We start from the raw sequence: 24,468 nt of genomic DNA, 5'->3' as shown, positions 1-24,468 counted from the left end.
CCGGCTCCGCGAGCCATGCCTCACCGGCTGCGACGCAGCACCGGGACGAGCTCGTCGAGCACCGCCCGGTCCTCGATCGTGGAGGGCACCTGAGGCTCCTCGCCGTCGGCGATCTGCCGCATCGTTCTGCGCAGGATCTTCCCGGAGCGGGTCTTCGGCAGCCCGGGCACCACGGCGACGTCCTTGAAGTCGGCCACCGGCCCGATGGTCCGCCGCACCAGGTCGGTCAGCTCCTCGCGCAGGAGCTCCGGGTCCCGCTCGTACCCGGTCTTGAGCACCACATAGCCGGCGGCCCGCTGGCCCTTGAGATCGTCGGCCACACCGATGACGGCGCATTCGGCCACCGCAGGGTGCGAGGCGACGGCGGCCTCGATCGCCCCGGTGGAGAGACGGTGACCGGCCACATTGATGACATCGTCGGTCCGGCCCATGACGAACAGGTAGCCGTCCTCGTCGAGGCAGCCGGAGTCCCCCGTGGCGTAGAAGCCGGGGAAGGCCGACAGGTAGGAGTCGATGTAGCGCTGGTCGTCCCCCCACAGGGTGGGCAGCGTGCCCGGAGGCATCGGCAGTCGCAGGGCGATGTTGCCCTCCTCCCCCGGTGGCAGCTCCTGCCCGTCAGCGCCGAGGATGACGACGTCGTAGCCCGCCATGGGCAGGGTCGCCGAGCCCTCTTTGATCGGCAGGGGCTCGATGCCGACGGGGTTCGCCGCGATGGGCCATCCCGTCTCGGTCTGCCACCAGTTGTCGATCACCGGGACTCCGAGGGCCTCTCCGATCCACCGCTGCGTGTCCGGATCGAGCCGCTCGCCGGCGGCGAAGAGGTGCTGCAGCGAGGAGATGTCATGGTCGCCCACCAGAGCTGCCTCCGGGTCCGCCTTGCGGATGGCGCGCAGCGCCGTCGGTGCGGTGAACAGCGCGGAGATCCGGTGCTCCTCCACCATCCGCCAGAAGGCCCCGGCGTCGGGCGTCCCCACCGGCTTGCCCTCGTAGAGCACCGTGGTGGCGCCGACCAGCAGAGGGCCGTAGACGATGTAGGAGTGCCCCACCACCCACCCGACGTCGGAGGCCGTCAGCATGGTCTGCCCGGGGCCGACGTCGAAGACGGCGGACATGGACCAGCTCAGCGCCACCGCCGTGCCGCCCTGATCCTGGACCACCCCTTTGGGGCGTCCCGTCGTCCCGGAGGTGTAGAGGATGTACAGCGGGTCGGTGGCGGCCACGGACACGGGTCCCGCCGGGGTCGCCTGGGCCGAGAGCCGCTCCCAGTCCTGCCAGCGGGCGGTCGAGTCCCCCGCGACGTCCGCCATGCTGTGGGAGAACCCGTCCCGGTGCTGGACGACGACCTCACGGACCGGATGCTGCGCCAGGCTGATCGCCTCCGCCACGGTGGGCAGGTACTCCACCCGCCGGGACGGCTCGATCCCGCCGCTGGCGGTGAGCACGACGTCGGCGGAGGAGTCGTCGATGCGGGAGGCCAGCTCCTGAGCGGCGAACCCGCCGAAGACCACCGAATGGACTGCCCCGAGCCGGGCGCAGGCGAGCATCGCGATGGGAGCCTGCGGGATCATCGGCAGATAGATGATCACCCGGTCTCCGGCACCGACGCCGAGACCGGCGAGCATCCCTGCGGCTCGGGCCACCTCCTCGGTGAGCTCCGCATAGGTGTAGCTGCGCACCGTGCCGGTGACCGCCGAATCGTGGATCAGGGCGACCTGAGCGCCGCGGCCCGCCTCCAGGTGGCGGTCCAGGCAGTTCCGACTCAGATTGAGGCTGCCGTCGGGGAACCATCGGTGGATCGGTGCCGCCGAATCGTCCAGGGCCTGGCCCGGCATCCGGTCCCAGTCGACGCACCGGGCCGCGTGCAGCCAGAAGTCCTCGCGGTCACGCAGCGATCGACGGTGGACGTCCCGATATCCGCCCGCCACTGTGCGCTCAGCTCCCATGGTGCTCCTCCTGATCCGTGATCTGCCTTCTGCTCGGTCCCCAGCCCCGGCGCTGCGTCGTGCCCTGCCAGACTATGATGCCGATCACATCTTGTGAAGGCCTGTGTATACACAAGTGCGCGTCATCGTCGAATCGACCGTGAATCATCGCCCTGAACCGCCATCTGTGTATACACTTCCGGTATGCGTGCCAGTGACCGTGCTTACCGACGCCTGCGCGAGGAGATCCTCGACGGTGCCCTCGCCCCGGGGACGGTCCTCGGCGAGGTCGAGCAGTCCGAGCGCCTCGGAGTCTCTCGCACCCCGGTGCGGGAGGCGCTGTCCCGGCTCACCGCCGACGGCCTGGCGGACCAGGCGCAGGGTCGCGGCACCGTGGTCAGCTCCGTGTCCCTGGGCGACGTCGATCTACTCTTCGAACTGCGCCTGCCGCTGGAGATGCAGGCCGCTCGGCTGGCGGCCCAACGCGGCGACCCGGAGCGCTTCACCGCACTGGCCCGGCGGTTCGCCCAGGCCGAGGACGCGCTGAGCTCCGCCGCCGACGCCGTTCCCGAGGACCAGGAGGCGCGCTACTACGACCTCGCCGAGGAACTCGACGACGCCGTCGCGCAGGCAGTCGACAACCCCTACCTCACGGGCATGCTGCGCAGTCTGCGCGTCCATCTCGTACGAGTGCGTCGCCTGGCCCGGGACGAACCCGCCCGCCTGGCCGAGTCCGCCCGCGAACACCGGAGCGTATGCACCGCCATCGCCTCCGGCGACCCCGACACCGCCGGGGCCGCCATGCTCATCCACCTGCGGCGCAGCCTGGCCTACATCACCGGCCGGGCCGCGTCCCCCGCCGACTCACCCCAGACCTGAGAACCACCCATCGGAGAGGAACGTCAGCCCATGATCACCCACAGCGTGCGCGTCTATCGCAGCGAGGAGAACCTGCCCCGCGAGGGCCAGCTGGCCTGGAAGATCGCGCAGGTCGCCGTCGACCCGGTGTCCGTGGATCCGGAGGTCACCGACATGGTGATCAATCGCATCATCGACAACGCCTCGGTCGCGGTCGCCTCGTTGAACCGGGCCCCCATCGTCGCCGCCCGTTCCCAGGCCCTCGACCAGCCGGTCTCCGCCAACGGCGCCGGGGCCTCCGTCTTCGGCATCACGGAGCGGACCAGCCCCGAATGGGCGGCCTGGGCCAACGGCGTCGCCGTGCGTGAGCTGGACTATCACGACACGTTCCTGGCGGCCGACTATTCGCACCCGGGCGACAACATCCCGCCCATCCTGGCTGTCGCCCAGCACACGGGGCGCTCCGGCCCGGAGCTGATCCGCGGCATCGCCACCGGCTACGAGATCCAGGTGGACCTGGTCAAGGCCATCTGCCTGCACCAGCACAAGATCGACCACGTCGCCCACCTCGGCCCCTCCGCGGCCGCCGGCATCGGCACTCTGCTGCGCCTCGACGCCGAGACGATCTTCCAGGCCGTCGGCCAAGCGCTGCACACCACCACCGCCACGCGTCAGTCCCGCAAGGGCGAGATCTCCACCTGGAAGGCCCACGCCCCCGCCTTCGCCGGGAAGATGGCCGTCGAGGCCGTGGACCGGGCCATGCGCGGTCAGACCTCGCCGGTGCCGATCTACGAAGGCGAGGACGGCGTCATCGCCTGGATGCTGGACGGTCCGGAGGCCCGCTACGAGGTGCCGTTGCCCGCCACCGGCGAGGCCAAGCGCGCCATCCTCGACACCTACACGAAGGAACACTCGGCCGAGTACCAGGCCCAGGCCTGGATCGACCTGGCCCGGAAGCTGCACCAGCAGCACCCCGAGGCCACGGACCCGAACGCCGTCGAGTCCATCCTGATCCGCACCAGCCACCACACCCACTACGTGATCGGCTCGGGCGCCAACGACCCGCAGAAATACGACCCCACCGCCTCTCGCGAGACGCTGGACCATTCGATCCCCTACATCTTCACCGTCGCGCTGCAGGACGGGGCCTGGCACCACGTGGACTCCTATGCCCCCGAGCGCGCAGGCCGTGAGGACACGGTGGCGCTCTGGCACAAGGTCACCACGGAGGAGGACCCGGAGTGGACCCGCCGCTACCACTCCCTGGACATCTCGGAGAAGGCCTTCGGCGGCTCCGTGGAGATCCGGCTGACCGACGGGCACACCATCACCGATGAGATCGCCGTCGCCGACGCCCACCCGCTGGGCGCCCGCCCCTTCGCCCGGGAGCAGTACATCGACAAGTTCCGCACCCTGGCCGCGGGCGTCATCGCCGACGACGAGATCGAGCGCTTCCTGGACGTCGCCCAGCGACTCGAATCGCTGCCCGCCGGCGAGCTCCACCAGCTCAACCTCCAGGCCGCCGACGGAGTCATCGACCCCACCGACGCGCCGAAGGGGATCCTCTGAGATGCTGTACTCGACCACCACTGCGCAGCAGAAGCGCCGTGCCCTGCGCGAGATGCTCACCCCGGGAGCGGCCCGGCAGTTCCCAGGCACCTTCACCCCGCTCTCAGTCCCGCTGATCGAGGAGAAGGGGTTCGACGGCGTCTACATCTCCGGGGCCGTGCTCGCCAACGAACTGGGCCTGCCCGACGTCGGGCTGACCACGCTCACCGAAGTGGCCCACCGGGCCGGGCAGATCGCCCGCGCCACGAACCTGCCGGCCCTGGTCGACGCCGACACCGGGTTCGGCGAACCGATGAACGTGGCCCGCACCGTCCAGGAGCTCGAGGACGCCGGACTGGCCGGCTGCCACATCGAGGACCAGTTCAACCCGAAACGCTGCGGCCACCTGGACGGCAAGAACATGGTGGATCTGCAGACCGCCACCCGCCGGATCGCCGCCGCCGCCCAAGGACGCCGGGACGAGGACTTCCTCATCATGGCGCGCACCGACCTGCGCGCGGTCGAAGGGCTCGACGCCGCCATCGACCGTGCCAAGGCGCTGATCGACGCCGGAGCCGACGCCATCTTCCCCGAGGCGATGAAGGACCTCAGTGAATTCGAGGCCGTCTGTGCCGCCGTCGACGTCCCGGTGCTGGCCAACATGACCGAGTTCGGCAAGTCCGCGCTGTTCACCCGGCAGCAGCTCGCCGACGCCGGCGTGGCGATGATCATCTACCCCGTCACCTCGCTGCGCGCGGCGATGGGCGCGATCGAACGCACCCTGGACACGCTGACCGCCCACGGCACCCAGGAGCCCGCAGTGGCGGAGATGATGACCCGCGCCCGGCTCTACGAGCTGGTCGACTACGAGGCGTACAACACCTTCGACACCGGCATCTTCAACTTCGAGGTGCCGGACGTACACTCCCCGAGCGGCACCGACCACTGACCACTGAGTGGGACCCACCACTGACCTGAGGAGGTCACCGATGTCCGAGAACCACGACGCCGAGCAGATCCGCAAGGGACTGGCAGGCGTGGTCGCCGACCACACCGCCATCTCCAAGGTCAACCCGGAGACCAACTCGCTGCTCTACCGCGGGTACCCCGTCCAGCAGCTGGCCGCCCAGCTCTCCTTCGAGGAGGTGGCCCTGCTGCTGTGGACCGGCGAGCTGCCCACGGAAGCTGAACGGGACGAGTTCCTCAGCTTCGAACGTTCGCACCGCGCCCTGGATCCCCAGGTCAAGGCCGCCGTCGACCTGCTGCCCACCGACTGTCACCCGATGGACGTGGGCCGCACCGCGGTCTCGGTGCTGGGGGCCCGCCACCCGCAGGCCGAGGACTCCTCCCCCGAGGTGGAGCTGGCCAAGGCCAAGGCGCTCTTCGCGGCGTTCCCCGCAGTGGTCGCCTATGACCAGCGCCGCCGGCGGGGTCTGGCCGCCGTGGAGCCGCGTGACGACCTGGACTACTCCCAGAACTTCCTGTGGATGACCTTCGGACAGGAGCAGGCACCCGAGGTGGTCGACGCGTTCCGGGTCTCGATGGTGCTCTATGCCGAGCACTCCTTCAACGCCTCCACCTTCACCGCCCGGGTGGTCACCTCCACCCTGGCGGACCTGCATTCGGCGGTCACCGCGGCGATCGGCGCCCTCAAGGGCCCCCTGCACGGGGGAGCCAACGAGGCCGTGATGCACACCTTCGAGGAGATCGGCATCGACACCGCGGAGACGCGGGCCGACGCCGCGGTGCGCGCGAAAGCCTGGATGGAGCAGGCGCTCGCCGAGAAGCGCAAGGTCATGGGCTTCGGCCACCGCGTGTACAAGAACGGCGACTCGCGGGTCCCCACCATGAAGACGGCCCTGGACGCCATGGTCGCGCACTACGGCCGCGGTGAGCTGATGGGCCTCTATGACGGGCTCGAGGCCGCAATGGACGAGGCCAAGGGCATCAAGCCCAACCTCGACTACCCGGCGGGCCCCACCTACCACCTCATGGGCTTCGACACCGAGATGTTCACGCCGCTGTTCATCGCCTCCCGCATCACCGGCTGGACGTCCCACATCATGGAGCAGCGAGCCTCCAATGCGCTGATCCGCCCGCTGAGCGCCTACAACGGGCCCGCTGAGCGGAGCCTGTGAGGCTCCGCCCAGCGGGTCGGTGAGACGAATGGGGTCGGCGGGCAGGCCAGGCGAGGTCGACGCCTGCCTTCCCCTGATCAGCGCAGCGGGGAGCCCAGCGCCTGGTCTGCGGCGGCCAGGATGTCGCCGTCGCGGACCAGGTCAACCACCTCATCGATCTCCGGGGCCAGGTACCGATCGGTGTCCGGGCCTGCGACCCGGGTGCGCACGACCCGACGCACCGCGGTGATCGCCGGCGCGGTGCGGGCCTGGTCCACTCCGCCGTCGCGCATATCGAGGGCACGGGCCGCGGTGAGGATCTCCACCGCCAGCACCCGGATGATCCCGTCGACGGCGCGGCGCAGCTTCAGCCCGGCCGCCCAGCCCATCGAGACGTGGTCCTCCTGCATCGCCGAGCTGGGGATGGAGTCCGCCGAGGCCGGTACGGCGAGCCGCTTGAGCTCGGAGACGATGCCGGCCTGCGTGTACTGGGCGATCATGTGCCCGGAGTCCACACCGGGGTCGTGGGCGAGGAAGGCGTTGAGGCCGTGGCTGCGGGAGGAGTCCAGCATCCGGTCGGTGCGCCGCTCCGACATCGAGGCGCAGTCCGCCACGGCGATGGCCAGGAAGTCCAGGACGTACCCCACCGGGGCTCCGTGGAAGTTGCCGTTGGACTCCACACGGCCGTCCACCGTGACCACAGGGTTGTCGATGGCGGAGGCCAACTCATAGCCCGCCACGGCTTCGGCGTGGGCGAGTGTGGAGCGTACCGCGCCGTGGACCTGGGGCGCGCAGCGCAGCGAGTAGGCGTCCTGAACCCGGGTGTGACGGTGCTCGCCGCCTCGGGTCTCGGCGATGAGGTTCGAATCCGCGAGCAGGCGCCGCAGGTTCGAGGCGGCATCGGCCTGCCCCGGCTGCGGGCGCAGGGCGTGGAGGTCCTCGGCGAAGACGGAGTCGGTGCCGCGCAGGGCCTCGATGGTCATCGCCGTGGCGATGTCTGCGGTGCGCACCAGTCTCCGCAGATCGGCGGCTGCCATGAGCAGCATGCCCAGCATGCCGTCGGTGCCGTTGATCAGCGCCAGGCCCTCCTTCTCCTGCAGCTCGATCGGCTCGATCCCGGCTGCGGCCAGCGCTTCGCCGGCCGGACGTCGCACGCCGTCGGCGTCGAAGACCTCGCCCTCCCCCATCACGGCCAGAGCACAGTGCGACAGCGGCGCGAGGTCGCCCGAGCAGCCCAGTGAGCCGTACTCGCCGACCACAGGTGTGATCCCGGCGTTGAGCAGCGCGGCATAGCACCGAGCGACCTCCGGGCGGACGCCGGTGCGGCCGGTGGTCATGGTGGCCAGCCGGTTGAGCATCAGCGCACGCACGACCTCGCGGTCCACGGCTGCCCCCGAGGAGGCGGCATGGGAACGCACCAAGGAACGCTGCAGCTGCCGGCGGCGCTCCGGCGGGATCTGCTTGACCGCGAGCGCGCCGAAGCCGGTGGAGACTCCGTAGTGCGGCAGCGGATCCTCGGCCAGCGTGTCGATCACCGCGCGGGAGAGCCTCATGGCCTCCTCGGCCTGCTCGCTGAGTACCACCGGGGCACCGTGTCGGGCGACGGCCAGCACCTCCTCCTGCCGCAGCGGGCCCGTGCCCATGGTGACCGTGTGCTCGGGGGCGTGCTGTGCTCCGTCTGCTTGTGTCGTCGACGCTGACGTCATGATCCGAACCTCCAGGTGTTGCCATCTGATGAAAATCGCGTTTCAATAAGTGAAACGCAATCACGCCGTCTTGGCAAGGCCCACCACCTGCGGGCCGGAGAAGGAGAGCATCGTGGCCGAACCGTCGACACGCACCGTCAGCCGCGCCCTGGACCTGCTCGCCGCCGTCTGCGACGCCGGCGACGTGTCCCTTGCGGACGCGGCTCGGCGCACCGAGCTCAACTCCTCCACCGCGCTGCGCCTGCTGCGCACCCTGGAGGGCGCCGGCTTCGTCCGCCGCGACGACGACGGCGTCTACCGCCCCGGACTGCGCATCGTCCAGCTCGGCGCCCAGGCGCTGAGTGCGGAATCCCTGGTCTCCCTGGCCGAGGCGCCGCTGCGTCGGCTCGTGGAGGCCACCGGCGAGTCCTGCTACCTGAGCGTGCCTCACCTGCAGGGCACCCGCGGCGAGCATGGGATCTACCTGGCCATGGAGGAGGGCACGCACTCCATCCGCCACACCTCCTGGGTCGGACGGACCGTCCCGCTGGAGGGTACGGCCGTCGGCGCCGCCCTGCGCGGCGACGTCCCTGACGCCGGACCGGAGGCCGGCTACGTCGTCGCCGGCGACGTCGTCGAATCCGACGTCACGGCGATCGCGGCCCCGGTCCGCGTGCCCGCCGCCGACGAGGAGGGCCGCATCGTGGCGGCTCTCTCCGTGGTCGCCCCCTCCTACCGGATGGATGAGACCACCGTGACCGCCTGCGGGCGGCTGCTGGCCGAGGAGGCCCGCAGCATCCTGCACGCCGTCGAGACCGCCGATTCCTGAGCCGCCCAGACCCGAGCCGCCCAGACCCGAACCACCGACCGCTGACACCCGCTGACACCCGCCGTCACCGACCACCGAGGATCACCGATGACCACTCACACCACTGACACCACGCACGCCACCGGCACCGCCGCTGACTCCGCCCGGCCGGCCGCCCACACCCGCCACGACCCGTCCCGCAGCATCCGCGCACCGCGCGGCACCGAGCTGACGGCCAAGAGCTGGCAGACGGAGGCCCCGCTGCGGATGCTGATGAACAACCTCGACCCCGAGGTCGCCGAGCATCCCGAGGACCTGGTGGTCTACGGCGGCACCGGACGCGCCGCCCGCGACTGGGAGTCCTACGACGCCATCGTCGCGACGCTGAAGGACCTCGAGGACGACGAGACCCTGCTGGTGCAGTCGGGCAAGCCGGTCGGCGTCTTCCGGACCCACGAGTGGGCGCCCCGTGTCCTGATCGCCAACTCGAACCTGGTCGGCGACTGGGCCACCTGGGAGCAGTTCCGCAAGCTCGACGCCGAGGGCCTGATGATGTACGGCCAGATGACGGCCGGGTCCTGGATCTACATCGGCACCCAGGGCATCCTGCAGGGAACGTACGAGACCTTCGCCGCGGTGGCCACGAAGCGCTTCGGCGGCACGCTGGCCGGCACCCTGACCCTCACCGGAGGATGCGGGGGGATGGGCGGCGCCCAGCCGCTGGCGGTGACCCTCAACGACGGGGCGTGCCTGATCGTCGACGTGAACGAGACCCGCCTGCGCCGCCGGGCCGCCAAGCGCTACCTCGACGAGGTGGAGCTGGACCTGGACCGCGCCCTGGAGAAGGTGCTGGCCGCCAAGGCCGAGGGCCGGGGCCTCTCGGTCGGCTATGTGGGCAACGCCGCCGAGGTGTTCCCCGCCCTGCTGGAGCGGCACCGTGCCGGTGAGTTCACCGTCGACATCGTCACCGACCAGACCAGCGCCCACGACCCGCTGTCCTACCTGCCGGTCGAGCACACCATGGAGGACTGGGAGGCCGCGGCCCAGGCCGATCCGGCCGGGTTCACCGCCAAGGCCCAGGCCTCGATGGCGGCCCATGTCCAGGCCATGGTGGAGTTCCAGGACGCCGGTGCCGAGGTCTTCGACTACGGCAACTCGATCCGTGACGAGGCCCGTCAGGGCGGCTACGACCGGGCCTTCGAGTTCCCCGGCTTCGTGCCGGCCTACATCCGCCCGCTGTTCTGCGAGGGCCTCGGCCCGTTCCGCTGGGTCGCGCTCTCCGGCGACCCGGAGGACATCCGCGTCACCGATGAGGCGCTGAAGGAGCTGTTCCCGGAGAAGGAGCACCTCCACCGCTGGCTGGACGCCGCCGCCGAGCGCGTCGAGTTCGAAGGACTGCCGGCCCGCATCTGCTGGCTCGGCTACGGCGAGCGCCACCAGGCAGGCCTGCTGTTCAACCGGCTCGTCGCCGAGGGCAAGGTGTCCGCGCCGATCGTCATCGGACGCGACCACCTGGACTCCGGATCGGTGGCCTCCCCCTACCGGGAGACCGAGGCCATGGCCGACGGCTCCGACGCGATCGCCGACTGGCCGCTGCTCAACGCCCTGACCGCCACCGGCTCGGGAGCCTCCTGGGTCTCGCTGCACCACGGCGGCGGGGTCGGCATGGGCCGCTCCATCCACGCCGGGCAGGTCTCGCTGGCCGACGGCACCGAGCTGGCCGCCCAGAAGCTCGAGCGGCTGCTCACCAACGATCCCGGCATGGGCGTCATCCGCCACGTCGACGCCGGCTACGACCGCGCCGTCGAGGTCGCCGAGGAGCGCGGTGTGCGCATCCCGATGCACGAGAACCGCTGATCCGGAGCACCGCACCGTGGACCCCCGAGACCACTCCAGCGCCCCTGCGGACGGGAACCAGACGTCCTCCCGCCCGCGGGGCCGCTGGCGGTTCTTCCTCTACAGCGCGGTCGGCGTCGTCATGTTCTTCGTGCCGGTCACGATCGGCGAGTCGACGACGATCCCGCTGGACCACCTGGTCACCGCGCTGCGTGAGGCACTCGGCGGCGCGGCCGCCTATGTCGCGCTGGCGATCATCCTGGCCGGCACCGTCCGTCCCTTCGTCACCGGCCGGTGGCGCCGCTCCCCGGCCCGCACCGTCTTCGCCCTGCTGAACGTCGTCGGCCTGACCACCAGTGTCATGATCGTCAGCGGGGTCGGCCCGGACGTCCTCTTCGCCCCGGAGCTGGGTCCGTTCCTCTACGAGGCGCTGGTGATCCCGGTGGGGCTGCTGGTGCCGGTGGGAGCGATCTTCCTGGCCCTGCTGGTCGGCTACGGCCTCATGGAGTACCTGGGCGTGCTCATGCAGCCGGTGATGCGCCCGCTGTGGCGCACTCCCGGCCGGTCGGCGATCGACGCCGTCGCGTCCTTCGTGGGCAGCTACTCGCTGGGTCTGCTGATCACCAACCGGGTCTACACCTCCGGGCAGTACACGGGACGCGAGGCCGCGATCATCGCCACCGGCTTCTCCACGGTCTCGGCCACCTTCATGGTGGTGGTCGCCCACACCCTGGACCTGATGCACCTGTGGCTGTGGTACTTCTTCCTGACTCTGGTGGTCACCTACGCAGTCACGGTGATCGTGGTGCGGATCCCTCCGTTGAGCCGCATCCCCGACGACCACTTCCCCGGCGTCGAGCCGCAGCCGGAGGAGCGCATCACCCAGCACCGGATGCGCGCCGCCTGGTCCGCCTCCGGCGAGGCCCTCCAAGCCGCGCCCCCGGTGGTGAGGAACATGTCCCGCAGCTTCCTGGACGGTCTGCTGATGGCCATGCAGATCCTGCCCTCGATCATGTCCATCGGGCTCATCGGGCTGCTGCTGGCCACCTTCACACCCCTGTTCGACTGGCTGGGATATCTGTTCCTCCCGCTGACCTGGGCGCTGCAGCTGCCTGACCCGCAGTTGGCCGCCACCGCCTCGGCCCTGGGCATCGCGGAGATGTTCCTGCCGGCCACGCTGGTGGCGGGACACGAGTCCGAGCTGCTGCGCCTGGTCATCGGCGTCGTCTGCATCTCCGGGGTGATCTTCTTCTCCGCCCTGGTACCGTCCATCCTGGCCACCGAGATCCCCGTGAAGATCTGGCACCTCGTGGTCATCTGGGCGCAGCGGGTCCTGCTCACCCTGCTCTTCGCCACTCCCCTGGCCGCACTGATCCTAGGAGTCACATGACTGAGACCGCATCCGCCGTCACCTCCCTGATGGCCGCCATCGCCGACGTCGGCACCGACCCGCGGCGCGGCGGGTACAGCCGCCCCGTCTGGTCCCCCGCGGAGAAGGACCTGCGCAGCTGGTTCCTCCAGGAGGCCCACAGCCGCGGGCTGGACACCGAGGAGGACCGCAACGGCATCCTCTGGGCGTGGTGGGATCTGCCCGCCGGACGCCGCGTCACCTCCTTGGAGGCCTCCCGGCAGGGTGCCCTGGTCACCGGCTCCCACCTGGACTCCGTGCCGGGCGGCGGGGCCTACGACGGCCCGCTCGGGGTCGCCTCCGCCCTGGCCGCCGTGGACGTGCTGCAGGCCCGGGAGGCCGCCGGAGCCCTGGACCGCCGCCGGCCGCTCGCCGTGGCCGTCTTCCCCGAGGAGGAAGGCTCCCGCTTCGGCGTGGCCTGCCTGGGGTCCCGTCTGCTGGCCGGGACCATTCCGGTGGAGCGGGCCCTGGGGCTGCGCGACGCCGCGGGCATCACCTTCGCGGAGGCCGCCCGCGCCGAGGGCCTGGACCCCGCCCACATCGGCCCCGACCCGGCCGCACTCGCCCGGATCGGACAGTTCGTCGAGCTGCATGTGGAGCAGGGCCGAGGACTCAACACCGATGAGCACCTCAGCGCCGGGGCGCCGGCGATCGCCGTGGGTTCGACCATCCTGGGCCACGGACGCTGGCGGATCAGCTTCCACGGCCAGGGCAACCACGCCGGCACCACGCTGATGTCCGATCGCTGCGACCCGATGGTCGCCGCCGCGGAGACCGTGATCGACGTACGACGCCTGGCCCGGGTGCAGCCCGAGGCGCGGGCGACGGTGGGGCGGGTCGAGCCTGTTCCGGGCGGCACCAACGTCATCGCATCCCGCGTGGACCTCTGGCTGGACGTCCGCCACCCGGAGGACGAGGTCACCGCCGCCCTGGTGGAGGACATCTGGCGCCACGCCCAGCAGGCGGCCCTCAGCGAGGGCTGCACGGCCGAGCTGACCGAGGAGTCGCTCTCCGGCACCGTGCACTTCGACCCGCAGCTCGCGGCCTCCCTCACCGAGGCGGTGCGCCGCACCGCGCCCGCCGCTCCTCTGCTGCCCACCGGCGCGGGCCATGACGCCGGCGTGCTCGCCGCGAAGGTGCCCACCGGCATGATCTACGTGCGCAACCCCAGCGGCGTCAGCCACGCCCCGGAGGAGCATGTGGAGGACGACGACGCCGTGCTGGGAGTCCACGCCCTGGCCGACGCCCTGGAGGATCTGCTGTGAGCGCCACCCACACGCTGCCCGGGCTGGTCAATGCCCATTCCCACGCGTTCCACCGGCTGCTGCGCGGGCGCACCCACGCGGGTCCGCACGGCGCGCCCGGCGACTTCTGGCGGTGGCGGGAGGAGATGTACCGCTCCGCCGAGGCGCTGACCCCGCAGACCATGGAGCAGCTGGCCACCGCCGTCTACGCCGAGATGGCCGCCTCGGGCTGGACCGCCGTCGGCGAGTTCCACTACCTGCACCACCGGCCGGACGGGACCCCCTATGGTGGTGCGGACGCCGAGGGCGAGCACGCCATGGAGCGGGCCCTGGCCCGTGCCGCCCGGCGGGCCGGGATCCGGCTGGTCCTGTTGGACACCTGCTACCTGCGCGGCGGCCTCTCCCCGGCCGGGGAGCCGCTGGCGCTGAGCCCCGTGCAGCAGCGGTACGCCGACGACGGCGTGGCGGGCTGGGCGGCCCGCTGGGAGCGGCTGCACGACGCGCTGGTCCAGGAGGACTGCGGCTCCGGACTCATCACTCTCGGAGCCGCCATCCACTCCCTGCGCGCCGTCGACGCCGACCAGCTCGCCGAGCTCTCCGAGTGGGCCTCCGAGCACCCTGAGGTGCCGCTGCACATCCACCTCTCCGAGCAGCCGGCGGAGAACGCCGCCGTGGAGGCCGAGCACGGGATGAGCCCCACCCGGCTGCTGCAGGAGCACGGCCTGCTCGGCCCCCGCCTGTCCGCCGTCCACGCCACGCATCTCAGCGACGAGGACATCGCGCTGCTGGGCGACGCCGCCGCCACGGTGGTGATGTGTCCGACCACCGAAGCCGACCTGGGCGACGGGATCGGCCCGGCCCACGAGCTCGCCGATGCCGGGGCGGTCATCGCCCTGGGCTCGGACCAGCACGCCGTGGTGGACCCCCTGCTGGAGATGCGGGCGCTGGAGCATGGTGAACGGCTGCGCAGCGGCCAGCGGGGACGGTTCAGCCCGAGCCAGCTGGTGGAGGCGGCCACCGGCGCCGGGCGCCGCAGCCTGGGGCTGCTGAGCGTCGCCGAGACCGAGGACGCCGTGCTCCTCGACGCCGCCTCCGTCCGCACCGCCGGCGGTGACCCGGCCCAGAGCCCGCTGACCGCCACAGCCGCCGATGTGCTCTCGGTCCGCGTGGCCGGCACCGAGATCGCCCGCGAAGGCCACCACATGAAGCTCGGCGACCCGGCAGATCTCTACCGGGCCCTGTTCGCCGACCACCCCGAGCTGAGGAGCTTCCGATGACGCGCACCCATGCCAGCACCTCACCTGCCAGCACGGTGATCACCGGAATCGGTGAGCTCACCACAGTCGACACGGAGCACCGGGTCCTCCACGACGCCGCCGTCGTGATCGACGACGGCCGGATCGCCTGGATCGGGCCCTCCGCCCAGGCGCCCGCCGCCGACACCTCCTACGATGCGGAGGGCCGGGCGGTGCTGCCCGGCTGGGTCGACTCGCACACGCATCTGGTCTTCGCCGGCGACCGGGGCGCGGAGTTCGAGGCCCGTATGGCCGGCCAACAGTACTCCGCCGGAGGCATCGGGGTCACCATGTCCGCGACTCGCGAGACCGACGACGCCGTCCTGGCGTCCCTGCTGGCCGCGCGCGTGGGCGACGCCCGCCGCGGAGGCACCACCTTCCTGGAGACCAAGACCGGCTACGGCCTGAGCGTCGAGGAGGAGCAGCGGCACGCCCGGCTGGCCGAGCAGGCCGCCGACGTCGTGACCTTCCTGGGCGCGCACTTGGTCCCGCCGGGGGCGGATGCGGACGAGTACCTGGACCTGGTGTGCGGACCCATGCTGGAGGCGGTGGCCGAGCATGTGCAGTGGGCCGACGTGTTCTGCGAGCGTGGAGCCTTCGACGTCGACGCCTCGCGGCGTGTGCTGCAGGCTTGCCGCGACGCCGGTCTGGGACTGCGCGTGCACGGGAATCAGCTCGGCCCGGGCCCTGGGGTGAAGCTGGCCGTGGAGATGGGTGCCGCCAGCGTGGACCACGTCAACCACCTCGACGACGCCGACGTGGCGGCTCTGGCCGACTCCGAGACGGTGGCGACCTGCCTGCCGGCCTGTGACCTCTCCACCCGGCAGCCTCTGGCGCCGGGGCGCCGGCTCCTTGATGCCGGCGCAGAAGTTGCTCTCGCCTCGAACTGCAACCCGGGCACCAGCTACACCACGGCAATGGGCTTCTGCGTCGCCACCGCCGTGCTGCAGATGGAGCTCACCCTGAAGGAGGCGCTCCGAGCGGCGACCATGGGCGGGGCACGTGCCCTGCGGGTCGAGGACGAGGTCGGGTCCGTGGAGGTCGGCAAGCGGGCCGACCTGCACGTGCTGGACGCGCCGGCGGCGATCCATCTGGCCTACCGGCCGGGGATGCCGCTGACCCATGCGGTGTTCAAGGACGGCCGCCGCGAGGTCTGAGCCGTCCGGCGGGCGCTCACAGGGCCCGAGGGTGGGCGGAGACGTAGCTCTCCTGCAGCGCCTCCGCGGTGACCTTGGTGTAGATCTGCGTGGTGGTCACCGAGGCGTGGCCCAGCATCTCCTGGACCAGGCGGATGCCGGCACCGCCCTCCAGCATGTGGGTCGCGCAGGAGTGCCGCAACGTGTGGGGTGAGACGTCGGTCTCCAGGCCCGCCGCCCGGGCGTGCTGCTGCAGCACGGTCCAGGCGGACTGGCGGGAGAGCCGGCCGCCCCGCTGGTTGAGGAACAGGCCCGGCGAGCCGGGCCGGCGCGTGGAGGATCGGCTCACCGCCGCGGCCAGCGCGGGACGTCCCGCGGTCAGATAGTCGGCCAGCGCCCGCTGGGCGAAGCTGCCGACCGGCACGATCCGCTGCTTGTCGCCCTTGCCGGTGACCCGGACCACGACGAGCCCGTCCTGGGACCGGTGCTCAGAGTCCTGGTGAGCAGAGTCCCGGAGCTCCACCAGGTCGTCCACGTCGAGGCTGACGGCTTCGGTGATGCGGGTGCCGGTGGCGTAGAGGAACTCCAGCAGGGCCCTGTCCCGCAGTCCGAGCGGCGTGCTCGTGTCCGGAGCCTCCAGCAGACGGCGCACCTGGTCGATGGTCAGTGCCTTGGGCAGAGACTGCCGCGGCTTCGGGGCGGCAACCTGCGCCGCCGGGTCCCCGGCGGTGCGCCCCTCCGCGGCCCACCACCTGTGCAGACCCCGCACCGAGGCCAGCGCCCGGGCCATGGAGCTCGCCGCCAGCGGAGCGCCGCCGTCGTCGCCGGTGCTGAGCGCACGCAGGTAGGAGGCGACGGTGTCCTCCCCCACCTGGTGGGGCGCGGTGATCCCCTGCTCCAGCAGGTGAGCTCCGTATCGCAGCAGGTCCCGGCGGTAGGAAGCCAGGGTGTTCGCCGCCGAGCCGCGCTCGATGCGCAGGTGGGTCAGGTAGTCCTGGATCTCTCGCCCCACCGGGCTCTCCGGCACCGCCTCGCGCAGGCGGCGATGGCGGCGCCGGAGCTCCTGGTCCTCCACCGTGGCGGCGGGCGCCGGATCAGGCGCGACGGTCCAGGCCGGCCTTGATCAGACCGGCGAACAGCGGGTGGGCGTCGGTGGGACGGGACTTCAGCTCCGGATGCGCCTGCGTGGAGACGTAGTAGGGGTGCTGGTCCCGGGGCAGTTCCACGAACTCGACCAGACGGCCGTCTGGGGAGGTGCCGGAGAACACCAGTCCCGCCTCGGCCAGCTGCTCACGGTAGGCGTTGTTCACCTCGTAGCGGTGGCGGTGACGCTCGGAGATCGCCGTGGCGCCGTAGGTCTCGGCCACCACGCTGTCCTCGGCGAGGACGGCGTCGTAGGCGCCCAGCCGCATGGTGCCGCCCAAGTCGCCGTCGCCGGAGACGATGTCCTTCTGCTCGGCCATGGTCGCGATCACCGGGTAGGCGGTGTCCGGGTCGAACTCGGTGGAGTTCGCCTCCGTCATGCCCACCACGTTGCGCGCGTACTCCATGACCATGGTCTGCAGGCCCAGGCACAGCCCCAGGGCGGGGATGCCGTGCTCCCGGGCGTGCCGGAAGGCCCCGATCTTGCCGTCGAGGCCGCGGACTCCGAACCCGCCGGGCACGCAGATCGCGTCCACTCCCTCCAGCGCCTTGGCCGCGCCCTCCTCGGAGGCACACAGGTCCGAGGCCACCCAGCGGATCTTGGTCATGGCCCGGTGGGCGAAGCCTCCGGCGCGCAGCGCCTCGGTGACCGACAGGTAGGCGTCCGGCAGATCGATGTACTTGCCGACCAGCGCGACCTCGACCTCGTGGTCGGGGTGGTGGACGACGTCCAGCAGGCGGTTCCACTTGGACCAGTCGACATCCTTGAACTTCAGGTCCAGCTTCTGCACCACGTAGGCGTCGATGGCCTGCTTGTGGAGGATCCGGGGGATGTCGTAGATGCTGGGCGCGTCGGGACAGTTGATGACGGCGTCCTCGTCGACGTCGCACATCCGGGAGATCTTGCCCCGCACGTCCTGGGGAAGCTCCCCGGCCGAGCGCAGCACGATGCCGTCGGGTTGGATGCCCAGGCTGCGCAGCGCGGCCACCGAGTGCTGGGTGGGCTTGGTCTTGAGCTCCTGGCTGGGCCCGATGTAGGGCACCAGGGAGACGTGCAGGAAGAAGACGTTCTCCCGGCCGACGTCCTGTCGCACCTGACGGGCCGCCTCCAGGAACGGCTGGGACTCGATGTCACCGACCGTGCCGCCGATCTCGGTGATGATCACGTCCGGGACGTCCCGCTCGCCGTCGACCTCGGCGGGCAGACGCATGCGACGCTTGATCTCATCGGTGATGTGCGGGATCACCTGTACGGTGTCGCCGAGGTAGTCGCCGCGACGCTCACGCTCGATCACCGAGGAGTAGATCTGCCCGGTGGTGACGTTGTTCAGGCCGTCGAGGTTCTCATCCAGGAAGCGCTCGTAGTGGCCGATGTCCAGATCCGTCTCGGCGCCGTCTTCGGTGACGAAGACCTCGCCGTGCTGGAAGGGGTTCATCGTGCCCGGGTCCACGTTCAGGTACGGATCGAGCTTCTGCATGACGACCGAGAGGCCGCGGGCCCGGAGCAGATGCCCCAGGGAGGAGGCGGTGAGCCCCTTGCCGAGAGAGGAGACGACGCCACCGGTCACGAAGATCTGACGGGGGGTCTGGGGACTGGACTGGTTCCGAGAACTGTTTCGATGCACCACGGAGTTCAAGACTATCAGCACCGGTCCACCGGCAGTACCCCGCCGCGGCACCGGCAGGTGCGACGTCGGCCACTCGCCTCCTCCCAGCTCCGGGTGCGCGAGCGGAGACCTCAGACTCCGGAGGCCGCCTCGAGCAGCTCGCGGGCGTGGGCACGGGCGGAGTCGGAGTCCTCCTGGCCCGCGAGCATGCGGGCCAGCTCGCTGACCCGCTCCTGTTCGTCGAGGGTCCGGACGTCGGTGGCGGTGAACCCGCCGCTCCCGGAGCCGTCCTCCACCGAGGACTTGAAGACCCGCACATGATGCTGGGCGAAGGCGGCGACCTGCGGCAGATGGGTGACGACGATGACCTGCACATGGCGGGCCAGCATCGCGAGGCGACGTCCGATCTGCACCGCGGCCTTGCCGCCGACCCCGGCGTCGACCTCGTCGAAGATGAAAGTGCCGGCCGAATCGTGGGCCGCCAGCACCACTTCGAGGGCGAGCATCACGCGGGAGAGCTCACCTCCGGAGGCGCCCTTGCCCAACGGCAGAGGGTCCGCGCCGGCGTGCGGAGCCAGCAGCATGGTCACGGCGTCCGCCCCATGAGGGCCCAGCTCCTCGGTCTCGGTGACCTCCACGACCATGCGCGCATGCGGCATCGCCAGGGCGGCGAGCTCCTCTCCGACCGCCTCGGCCAGACGACGCCCGGCCTCGGCGCGGCGGCGTCGCAGCTCGGCGGCGTCGGTACGCAGTCCCTCCTCGAGACGCTCGATCTCCGCAGAGAGCGTCTCGAGGCGGTCGGTGTCTGACTGCAGGGTCCCCAGGCGTCGCCGGGACTCCTCGGCCCAAGCCAGGACCGCGTCGACGTCGGGGCCGTACAGCCGCACCAGGCGGTCGAGGTCGGCTCGTCGCTGGTGCACCTCCGCCAGGCGCTCGGGGCCCGATTCGTCGAGTCCGGCGGCATAGATGCCCAGCTGGGAGGCGGCGTCGTTGAGCAGTCCCGAGACCGAGCTGATCTGCTCAGCGATCGCGGCCAGTTCCTCATCCTGGTCCTGCACGGGGCCCAGCGCGGTCGAGGCCGCTTCGACCAGCTCGACGGCGTGCGGGGCGTCTCCGACGGCCTCCGCCGCGTCCGGGCCGGCGAGCGCCTGCTGCGCGGACCGGGCCGCCTCACGCAGCCCCTCGACGTTCTCCAGCTTCAGGGACTCGGCCTTGAGCCGGTCGTCCTCCCCCGGCTGAGGGTCCACCTCATCGATCTGTTCGAGCGCCTGCTGCAGCTGCTCGGCCTCCAGCCGACGTTCCCGCTCGTGGGTGGTGATCTCCTCCAGCTCTGCCCGGCGGGCCTGGTAGGCCTCGTAGCGGGCCCGGTAGTCGCGGGCCAGTGCGGCGAACTCCTCGCCGGCGTAGCTGTCCAGCGCCCGGCGCTGGGCGGCGGCGGACTTCAGGCGGAGCTGGTCGGTCTGCCCGTGGACGGTGACCAGAGATGAGCCGATCTCGCCGAGCAGGGAGACCGGCACGCTGCGCCCGGAGACGCTGGCCCGGCTCCGGCCCTTGGCGCTGACCGCGCGCCCCAGCAGAAGCGTGGACCTCGGCGTGGCGTCCGGCGTCGTCGGCGCCTCGGCGGCCTCCTCGTCGTCGAACCACGCGCCGGCCTCACGCGCAAGCTCCACGGCCCGATGGTCCGCCTGCACCTGCAGCTCGGCGTCGACGGCGGCGCGCAGCGCGCCGCTGCGCACAGCAGCGGCCTCCGCCCGGGCGCCCAGGAGCAGCCCCAGGGCCGTGACGACCATCGTCTTGCCGGCGCCGGTCTCGCCCGTCACCACGTTCAGGCCGGGGTGGAGCTCGAGTTCGGCGCGTTCGATGACGCCGAGGTCGGTGATGGTGACGTGGTCGATCACGAGGTGGGTCCCTCCTCGAGGTGTCGGGCTCCTGTGGTCATCTCTCCCCCCATGGGGTGATCGGTGGGGTGGTCCGGGCCCTGGACGGTGTTCGCCGCATCCACGGGTCCCCTCCAACCGGAGGTGGGCAGGTTGAACTTGTCCACGAGCCGCTCGGAGAACGGTGTCTGCTTGACCCGGGCGAGCAGGACGGGCTCGGCGGATCGGGTCACCTCGACACGGGAGCCGGCCGGCAGCTCGGTGGCGCGGCGTCCGTCGCACCAGAGCACCCCCTGCTCCTCCTCGCGCTGCAGGACCTCGACGGCCAGCACGGAGTCCGGTGCGACGACGAGCGGCCGGGCGAACAGGGCATGGGCGGAGATCGGGACCATCACCAGGGCCTCCACCTCGGGCCAGACCACGGGGCCGCCCGCGGAGAAGGCGTAGGCGGTGGAGCCGGTCGGGGTGGCCATCACGACGCCATCGCATCCGAAGGCGGAGATGGGGCGGCCGTCGACTTCTACGACCAGGTCCACCATGCGTTCCCGCGCGTGCTTCTCCACGCTGGCCTCGTTCAGCGCCCAGGTGCTGCCGATATGGTCGCCGGACTGCCAGACCTGCACATCGATCGCCATGCGACGCTCGACGGTGTAGTCCTGCTCGACCACCCACTGGACGGAGGCGTCGAGCTCGGTGCGCTCGGATTCGGCGAGGAACCCGACATGACCCAGGTTGATGCCCATCAGCGGCAGGTCCGCGCCGCGGACGAGCTCGGCGGCCCTCAGGATAGAGCCGTCGCCGCCCAGGACCATGCCGACCTCGCAGCGCGACAGCGGCACATCGGTGTCGGCGACGGCGATCGGGACGTCCCGCAGCCGGTCTCCGACGACGTGTCCCAGCGAGGCGATGTCCCGCTCGAGCATGACGGGGGTGAGTCCTGCCTGATGGAGACGCTCCGCCACCGCGGCGGCGGCGTCGACGGCGTCGTGGCGACCGGTGTGGGCGAGCACGAGGATCTCCCGGCTTCCGTGCGCCTCCGTCATAGGGCCTCCTCCAGAGTTCGTTCGCCGTGGTGCTGGTCCGTGCCACCCGGTCCCAGGCCGGTGCCGGTCAGTCGCGGTAGTCGACCTGGTCCAGCCTAGCGGCACTCGCCGGGCCGCTGCTGGCCCCGGTCGACGTCTCGGAGCGTCTCAGGTGCAGGAAGAACTCGAGGTTGCCGTCCTGTCCGGGCAGCTGGGACCGGTGGGCGGAGAGCAGGTGCAGTCCGTGCTCCTCGGCCGAGCCGACGACGGCGGTCACCGCCTCCCGGCGCAGCTCCGGGCTGGTGACCACGCCGGTGCGGGCGATTCTCTCGCGGCCCACTTCGAACTGGGGCTTGACCATCAGCAGCAGATCGGCCCCGGCACGAGCCTGTCCGGCCAGTGGGGCCATGACCAGCCGCAGGGAGATGAAGGACAGGTCCGCGACGATGAGGTCGAAGGGTTCGCCGAGCTGCCCAGCGCTCAGGCCACGCAGATTCAGACCCTCATGGTTCTCCACACGGGGATCCTCCCGCAGTGCGGGCGCCAGCTGGTCATGGCCGACATCGACGGCGACCACCCGCCGGGCTCCCTGCGCCAGCAGCACCTGGGTGAATCCGCCGGTGGAGGCTCCGGCGTCCAGGCATCGACGCCCCTGCACAGCGATCTCCGGACAGGCGGTGAGAGCCCCGAGCAGCTTATGAGCCGCCCGGCTCACCCAGGGGTCATCCTCGGTGACCTCCACTCGCTGGGAGGTACGCACCGTCGTCGCCGCCTTGGACACTGCGCGCCCGTCCACGCGCACGGAACCGGCACGGACGAGCTGCCCGGCCCGGCTGCGGCTCGTCGCCAGGCCGCGGGAGACGAGAGCTCGGTCCAGTCGCTCGGAGCTCATGGGGCGTCACCGTCCATCGAAGCTCAGTGCCGCCCCGTGGCCTCGAGGCGCTCCGACAGCCGCCGGTGCAGGTGCTCGGCCTCGGTGATGTGGGCGTCGAGCTCGTCGATCTCCATGTCGGTCACCGACTCCCCCTGGTGGGGGCTTGCCGGCTCCGGGTGCTGCTCGGTCATGCGGTGGCTCCTGCGAGGTCTTCGGCGAAGAGGTCGGCGAGGGTCTCGAGGATGTGGTCCGGACGGCTGGCGGCTTCGGCCGCCCCGACCGATTCCCGGGTGTCGATGCCGGTCAGCACCAGGGCGGTGGTGAATCTCGCCCGGTTGCCGCCGAGGATGTCGGTGTCCAGCCGATCGCCGATGACCAGAGGGGCCTGCAGACCGAGAGCCTGGGCGGCCTGCACGAACATCACGGGCTCCGGCTTGCCCGCGGCGGTCGGGATGGTCCCGGTGGCACGGCCGACTGCTTCTATCAGCGCGCCGTTCCCCGGTGCGATGCCGTGCTCCCGCGGAATGGTCAGGTCACAGTTGGTGGCGAACCAGCGGGCGCCGTCGTTGACCGCATAGGCGGCCTCTGCCAGGTCGATCCAGCGCAGCTGGGGGTCGAAGCCCTGGATGACGGCGGCAGGCCGGTCGGCGGCGGAGTCCACGACCTGGAACCCTCCGTCTTCGACCAGCTGACGCAGATACCGACTCCCGGTCACCAGCACCCGGGCGCCCCGCGGGATCTCCCGTGCCATCAGGCTCACTCCGGCAGGAGCCGAACCGAAGACCTCGTGGGGGGAGGCGGGCATGCCGAGATCAGTGAGATGGCCGGCGACCTCCTCTGCCGAACGGGAGGCGTTGTTGGTGACGAACGCGCACGGGATCTCCCGACGCCGCAGCTCGGCCAGAGCTTCGACCGCTCCGTCCACGGCTCCGGCACCCGCATAGAGGACGCCGTCGAGGTCGAAGAGGACGCCATCATGGTGGTCGATCACGGCGCGCGTCATCCCTGGTCCTCACCCGCTCGAGGCCTGGGGGCACCGCCCATCACGTCCTTGACCTTGGGCAGCTCTGCAGGTTCGTCGTCGAAGTCCATGATCTCCGGAGACTCGAAGGCGCCTGCGCCGAGGGCCCTCTCCGCGACGAATGCCTGGCGGCGCCACTGCTCCGCCTCCTCGCCGCGGCCGACAGCCTCCAGGGCATCGGCGTAGACGGTGAAGAGACGGGGTGAGAAGCTGAACGCGCGATCGCGCTGCAGCTCGGGGACTTCAAGCGCGGTCACGGCTGAGGCGTGGTCGCCCAGATCTGTGTGGGCCCCGGCGACGACGATGGCCAGCTCCGCGCGGACCGCACCGGTGAGTCGCTGGGCCTCGGGGCTCTCCCCCAGCTCCACAGCCTTCTGCGGTCGACCGAGCCCGCGTTCGCAGTCCGCTTGGACCGGGAGGTGGGTCTGGTCGCCGCTGATCCGCCGGTAGGTGCGCAACTCACGCAGCGCCTCGGAGAAGTCGCCCGCCGCGTAGGCGGTCAGCGCCACAGCCTCGCGCACGACGGCGAGTCGGCCGCCGCGCCGCGACGCCGCCAACGCGTGCTGCTGGGCCAATGCCGGGTCCACGTCGATGAGGCGTCCGGCCATCACGAGATGCTTGGCCACCCAGGTGCGGTTGGTGTCATTGAGCGTGCCCAGCTGGGAGGCCGCCTCCCGGTCCAGCTCCTTGCCGGTGACGTCCTCATCGATCTCCGGTGACCGCGAACGGTCCTCACGGTTGGAGCGGCGCAGGTCTCCCCTGGAACGGGAGGCACCGGCGCTACGCTCCTCGGGACGGTCAGGGCGGCTGCGACGCGGGCCGCGACGGTCGTCATATCGAGAGTTCACTGATCCAGGATACCTTCCGTGCCGAAGGATGACGGGAGTGAGCGCCTGTCAGCGCTGAGGGCAGACGCAACAAGAGCCGGGTCGAAGAATCAACGGTGATCCTTCAACCCGGCTCTCGTCCTAAGTGGTGTCCGGCGGTGACCTACTCTCCCACACACTCCCGTGTGCAGTACCATCGGCGCTGTGGGTCTTAGCTTCCGGGTTCGGGATGGGACCGGG

20 protein-coding genes and 1 rRNA gene are annotated in these 24,468 nt (G+C 71.1%); 10 read left to right on the top strand and 11 right to left on the bottom strand.

Going from position 1 to position 24,468, the window contains the following annotated elements; translation table 11 throughout:
* Positions 1-20: 20 nt before the first annotated feature.
* A complete protein-coding gene (locus tag ABD658_RS14355; protein WP_344683171.1) occupies positions 21-1,943 on the bottom strand; it encodes an AMP-binding protein in 1,923 nt (640 codons plus the stop codon).
* A 183-nt stretch (positions 1,944-2,126) separates the two neighbouring features.
* On the opposite strand from ABD658_RS14355, the gene ABD658_RS14350 reads away from it, so the two are divergent.
* The 4 genes from ABD658_RS14350 to ABD658_RS14335 are packed head-to-tail and all read left to right on the top strand — an operon-like array spanning position 2,127 to position 6,466.
* Positions 2,127-2,801 carry a GntR family transcriptional regulator gene (locus ABD658_RS14350; RefSeq protein ID WP_344683174.1) on the top strand — a complete coding sequence of 225 codons (675 nt, stop codon included), beginning with the start codon at positions 2,127-2,129 and terminating at the stop codon, positions 2,799-2,801.
* 30 nt (positions 2,802-2,831) lie between these two features.
* Positions 2,832-4,349, top strand: a complete 1,518-nt coding sequence (locus ABD658_RS14345; RefSeq protein WP_344683176.1) for an MmgE/PrpD family protein — start codon at positions 2,832-2,834, stop codon at positions 4,347-4,349.
* 1 nt (position 4,350) lies between these two features.
* Entirely contained in the window at positions 4,351-5,277 is a 927-nt protein-coding gene (gene prpB, locus ABD658_RS14340; protein WP_344683178.1) for a methylisocitrate lyase, read from the top strand.
* Positions 5,278-5,317: 40 nt separating this feature from the next.
* The gene (locus ABD658_RS14335) at positions 5,318-6,466 is read left to right on the top strand and encodes a bifunctional 2-methylcitrate synthase/citrate synthase (protein WP_344683180.1); all 1,149 of its coding nucleotides are present in this window, start codon (positions 5,318-5,320) and stop codon (positions 6,464-6,466) included.
* Between the two features lie 77 nt (positions 6,467-6,543).
* Here ABD658_RS14335 and hutH read toward each other — a convergent pair whose 3' ends face one another.
* Positions 6,544-8,151, bottom strand: a complete 1,608-nt coding sequence (gene hutH / locus ABD658_RS14330) for a histidine ammonia-lyase (RefSeq protein WP_344744870.1) — start codon at positions 8,149-8,151, stop codon at positions 6,544-6,546.
* Between the two features lie 112 nt (positions 8,152-8,263).
* Between hutH and ABD658_RS14325 the strand changes: the two genes are divergently transcribed.
* From ABD658_RS14325 to hutI, 6 genes are all read left to right on the top strand, one after another.
* Entirely contained in the window at positions 8,264-8,959 is a 696-nt protein-coding gene (locus tag ABD658_RS14325; RefSeq protein ID WP_344683182.1) for an IclR family transcriptional regulator, read from the top strand.
* Positions 8,960-9,046: 87 nt separating this feature from the next.
* Complete coding sequence (gene hutU, locus ABD658_RS14320; RefSeq protein WP_344683184.1) at positions 9,047-10,795, top strand: urocanate hydratase; 1,749 nt, start codon at positions 9,047-9,049, stop codon at positions 10,793-10,795.
* Between the two features lie 16 nt (positions 10,796-10,811).
* Positions 10,812-12,164, top strand: coding sequence for a YjiH family protein (locus ABD658_RS14315; protein WP_344683186.1), 1,353 nt, complete (start codon positions 10,812-10,814; stop codon positions 12,162-12,164).
* Positions 12,161-13,447 carry an allantoate amidohydrolase gene (locus tag ABD658_RS14310; protein WP_311024918.1) on the top strand — a complete coding sequence of 429 codons (1,287 nt, stop codon included), beginning with the start codon at positions 12,161-12,163 and terminating at the stop codon, positions 13,445-13,447. The genes ABD658_RS14315 and ABD658_RS14310 overlap by 4 nt, the downstream gene beginning before the upstream one ends.
* The gene (locus tag ABD658_RS14305) at positions 13,444-14,703 is read left to right on the top strand and encodes a formimidoylglutamate deiminase (protein ID WP_344683191.1); all 1,260 of its coding nucleotides are present in this window, start codon (positions 13,444-13,446) and stop codon (positions 14,701-14,703) included. The genes ABD658_RS14310 and ABD658_RS14305 overlap by 4 nt, the downstream gene beginning before the upstream one ends.
* Positions 14,700-15,878, top strand: coding sequence for an imidazolonepropionase (gene hutI / locus ABD658_RS14300; RefSeq protein WP_344683193.1), 1,179 nt, complete (start codon positions 14,700-14,702; stop codon positions 15,876-15,878). The genes ABD658_RS14305 and hutI overlap by 4 nt, the downstream gene beginning before the upstream one ends.
* A 16-nt stretch (positions 15,879-15,894) precedes the next feature.
* On the opposite strand, the gene ABD658_RS14295 is transcribed toward hutI, so the two are convergent.
* The 9 genes from ABD658_RS14295 to rrf all read right to left on the bottom strand — a co-directional run.
* Positions 15,895-16,932: a site-specific tyrosine recombinase XerD gene (locus tag ABD658_RS14295; protein ID WP_344683195.1), complete on the bottom strand. Its 1,038-nt coding sequence runs from the start codon at positions 16,930-16,932 to the stop codon at positions 15,895-15,897.
* Positions 16,933-16,951: 19 nt separating this feature from the next.
* Positions 16,952-18,646 (bottom strand): CTP synthase, encoded by a 1,695-nt coding sequence (gene pyrG / locus ABD658_RS14290; protein WP_344744880.1) that lies wholly within the window; start codon positions 18,644-18,646, stop codon positions 16,952-16,954.
* 92 nt (positions 18,647-18,738) lie between these two features.
* Positions 18,739-20,505 (bottom strand): DNA repair protein RecN, encoded by a 1,767-nt coding sequence (recN, locus tag ABD658_RS14285; protein ID WP_344683199.1) that lies wholly within the window; start codon positions 20,503-20,505, stop codon positions 18,739-18,741.
* Positions 20,502-21,527 (bottom strand): NAD kinase, encoded by a 1,026-nt coding sequence (locus tag ABD658_RS14280; protein ID WP_344683201.1) that lies wholly within the window; start codon positions 21,525-21,527, stop codon positions 20,502-20,504. The genes recN and ABD658_RS14280 overlap by 4 nt, the downstream gene beginning before the upstream one ends.
* 67 nt (positions 21,528-21,594) lie before the next feature.
* The gene (locus tag ABD658_RS14275) at positions 21,595-22,398 is read right to left on the bottom strand and encodes a TlyA family RNA methyltransferase (protein ID WP_344683203.1); all 804 of its coding nucleotides are present in this window, start codon (positions 22,396-22,398) and stop codon (positions 21,595-21,597) included.
* A 23-nt stretch (positions 22,399-22,421) separates the two neighbouring features.
* Positions 22,422-22,571 (bottom strand): hypothetical protein, encoded by a 150-nt coding sequence (locus ABD658_RS14270; protein ID WP_344683205.1) that lies wholly within the window; start codon positions 22,569-22,571, stop codon positions 22,422-22,424.
* Complete coding sequence (locus ABD658_RS14265; protein WP_344683207.1) at positions 22,568-23,383, bottom strand: HAD-IIA family hydrolase; 816 nt, start codon at positions 23,381-23,383, stop codon at positions 22,568-22,570. The genes ABD658_RS14270 and ABD658_RS14265 overlap by 4 nt, the downstream gene beginning before the upstream one ends.
* Positions 23,380-24,249 carry a tetratricopeptide repeat protein gene (locus ABD658_RS14260; protein ID WP_344683209.1) on the bottom strand — a complete coding sequence of 290 codons (870 nt, stop codon included), beginning with the start codon at positions 24,247-24,249 and terminating at the stop codon, positions 23,380-23,382. The genes ABD658_RS14265 and ABD658_RS14260 overlap by 4 nt, the downstream gene beginning before the upstream one ends.
* A 129-nt stretch (positions 24,250-24,378) precedes the next feature.
* Positions 24,379-24,468: ribosomal RNA gene (gene rrf / locus ABD658_RS14255) — 5S ribosomal RNA — on the bottom strand; the annotation flags it as partial.

Origin of the sequence: Nesterenkonia aethiopica (genome assembly GCF_039534665.1) — a bacterium.
GTDB lineage: Bacteria > Actinomycetota > Actinomycetes > Actinomycetales > Micrococcaceae > Nesterenkonia > Nesterenkonia aethiopica.
The sequence above is the reverse complement of the archived record's forward strand: the minus strand, read 5'-3'. Positions and strand labels throughout refer to the sequence as shown.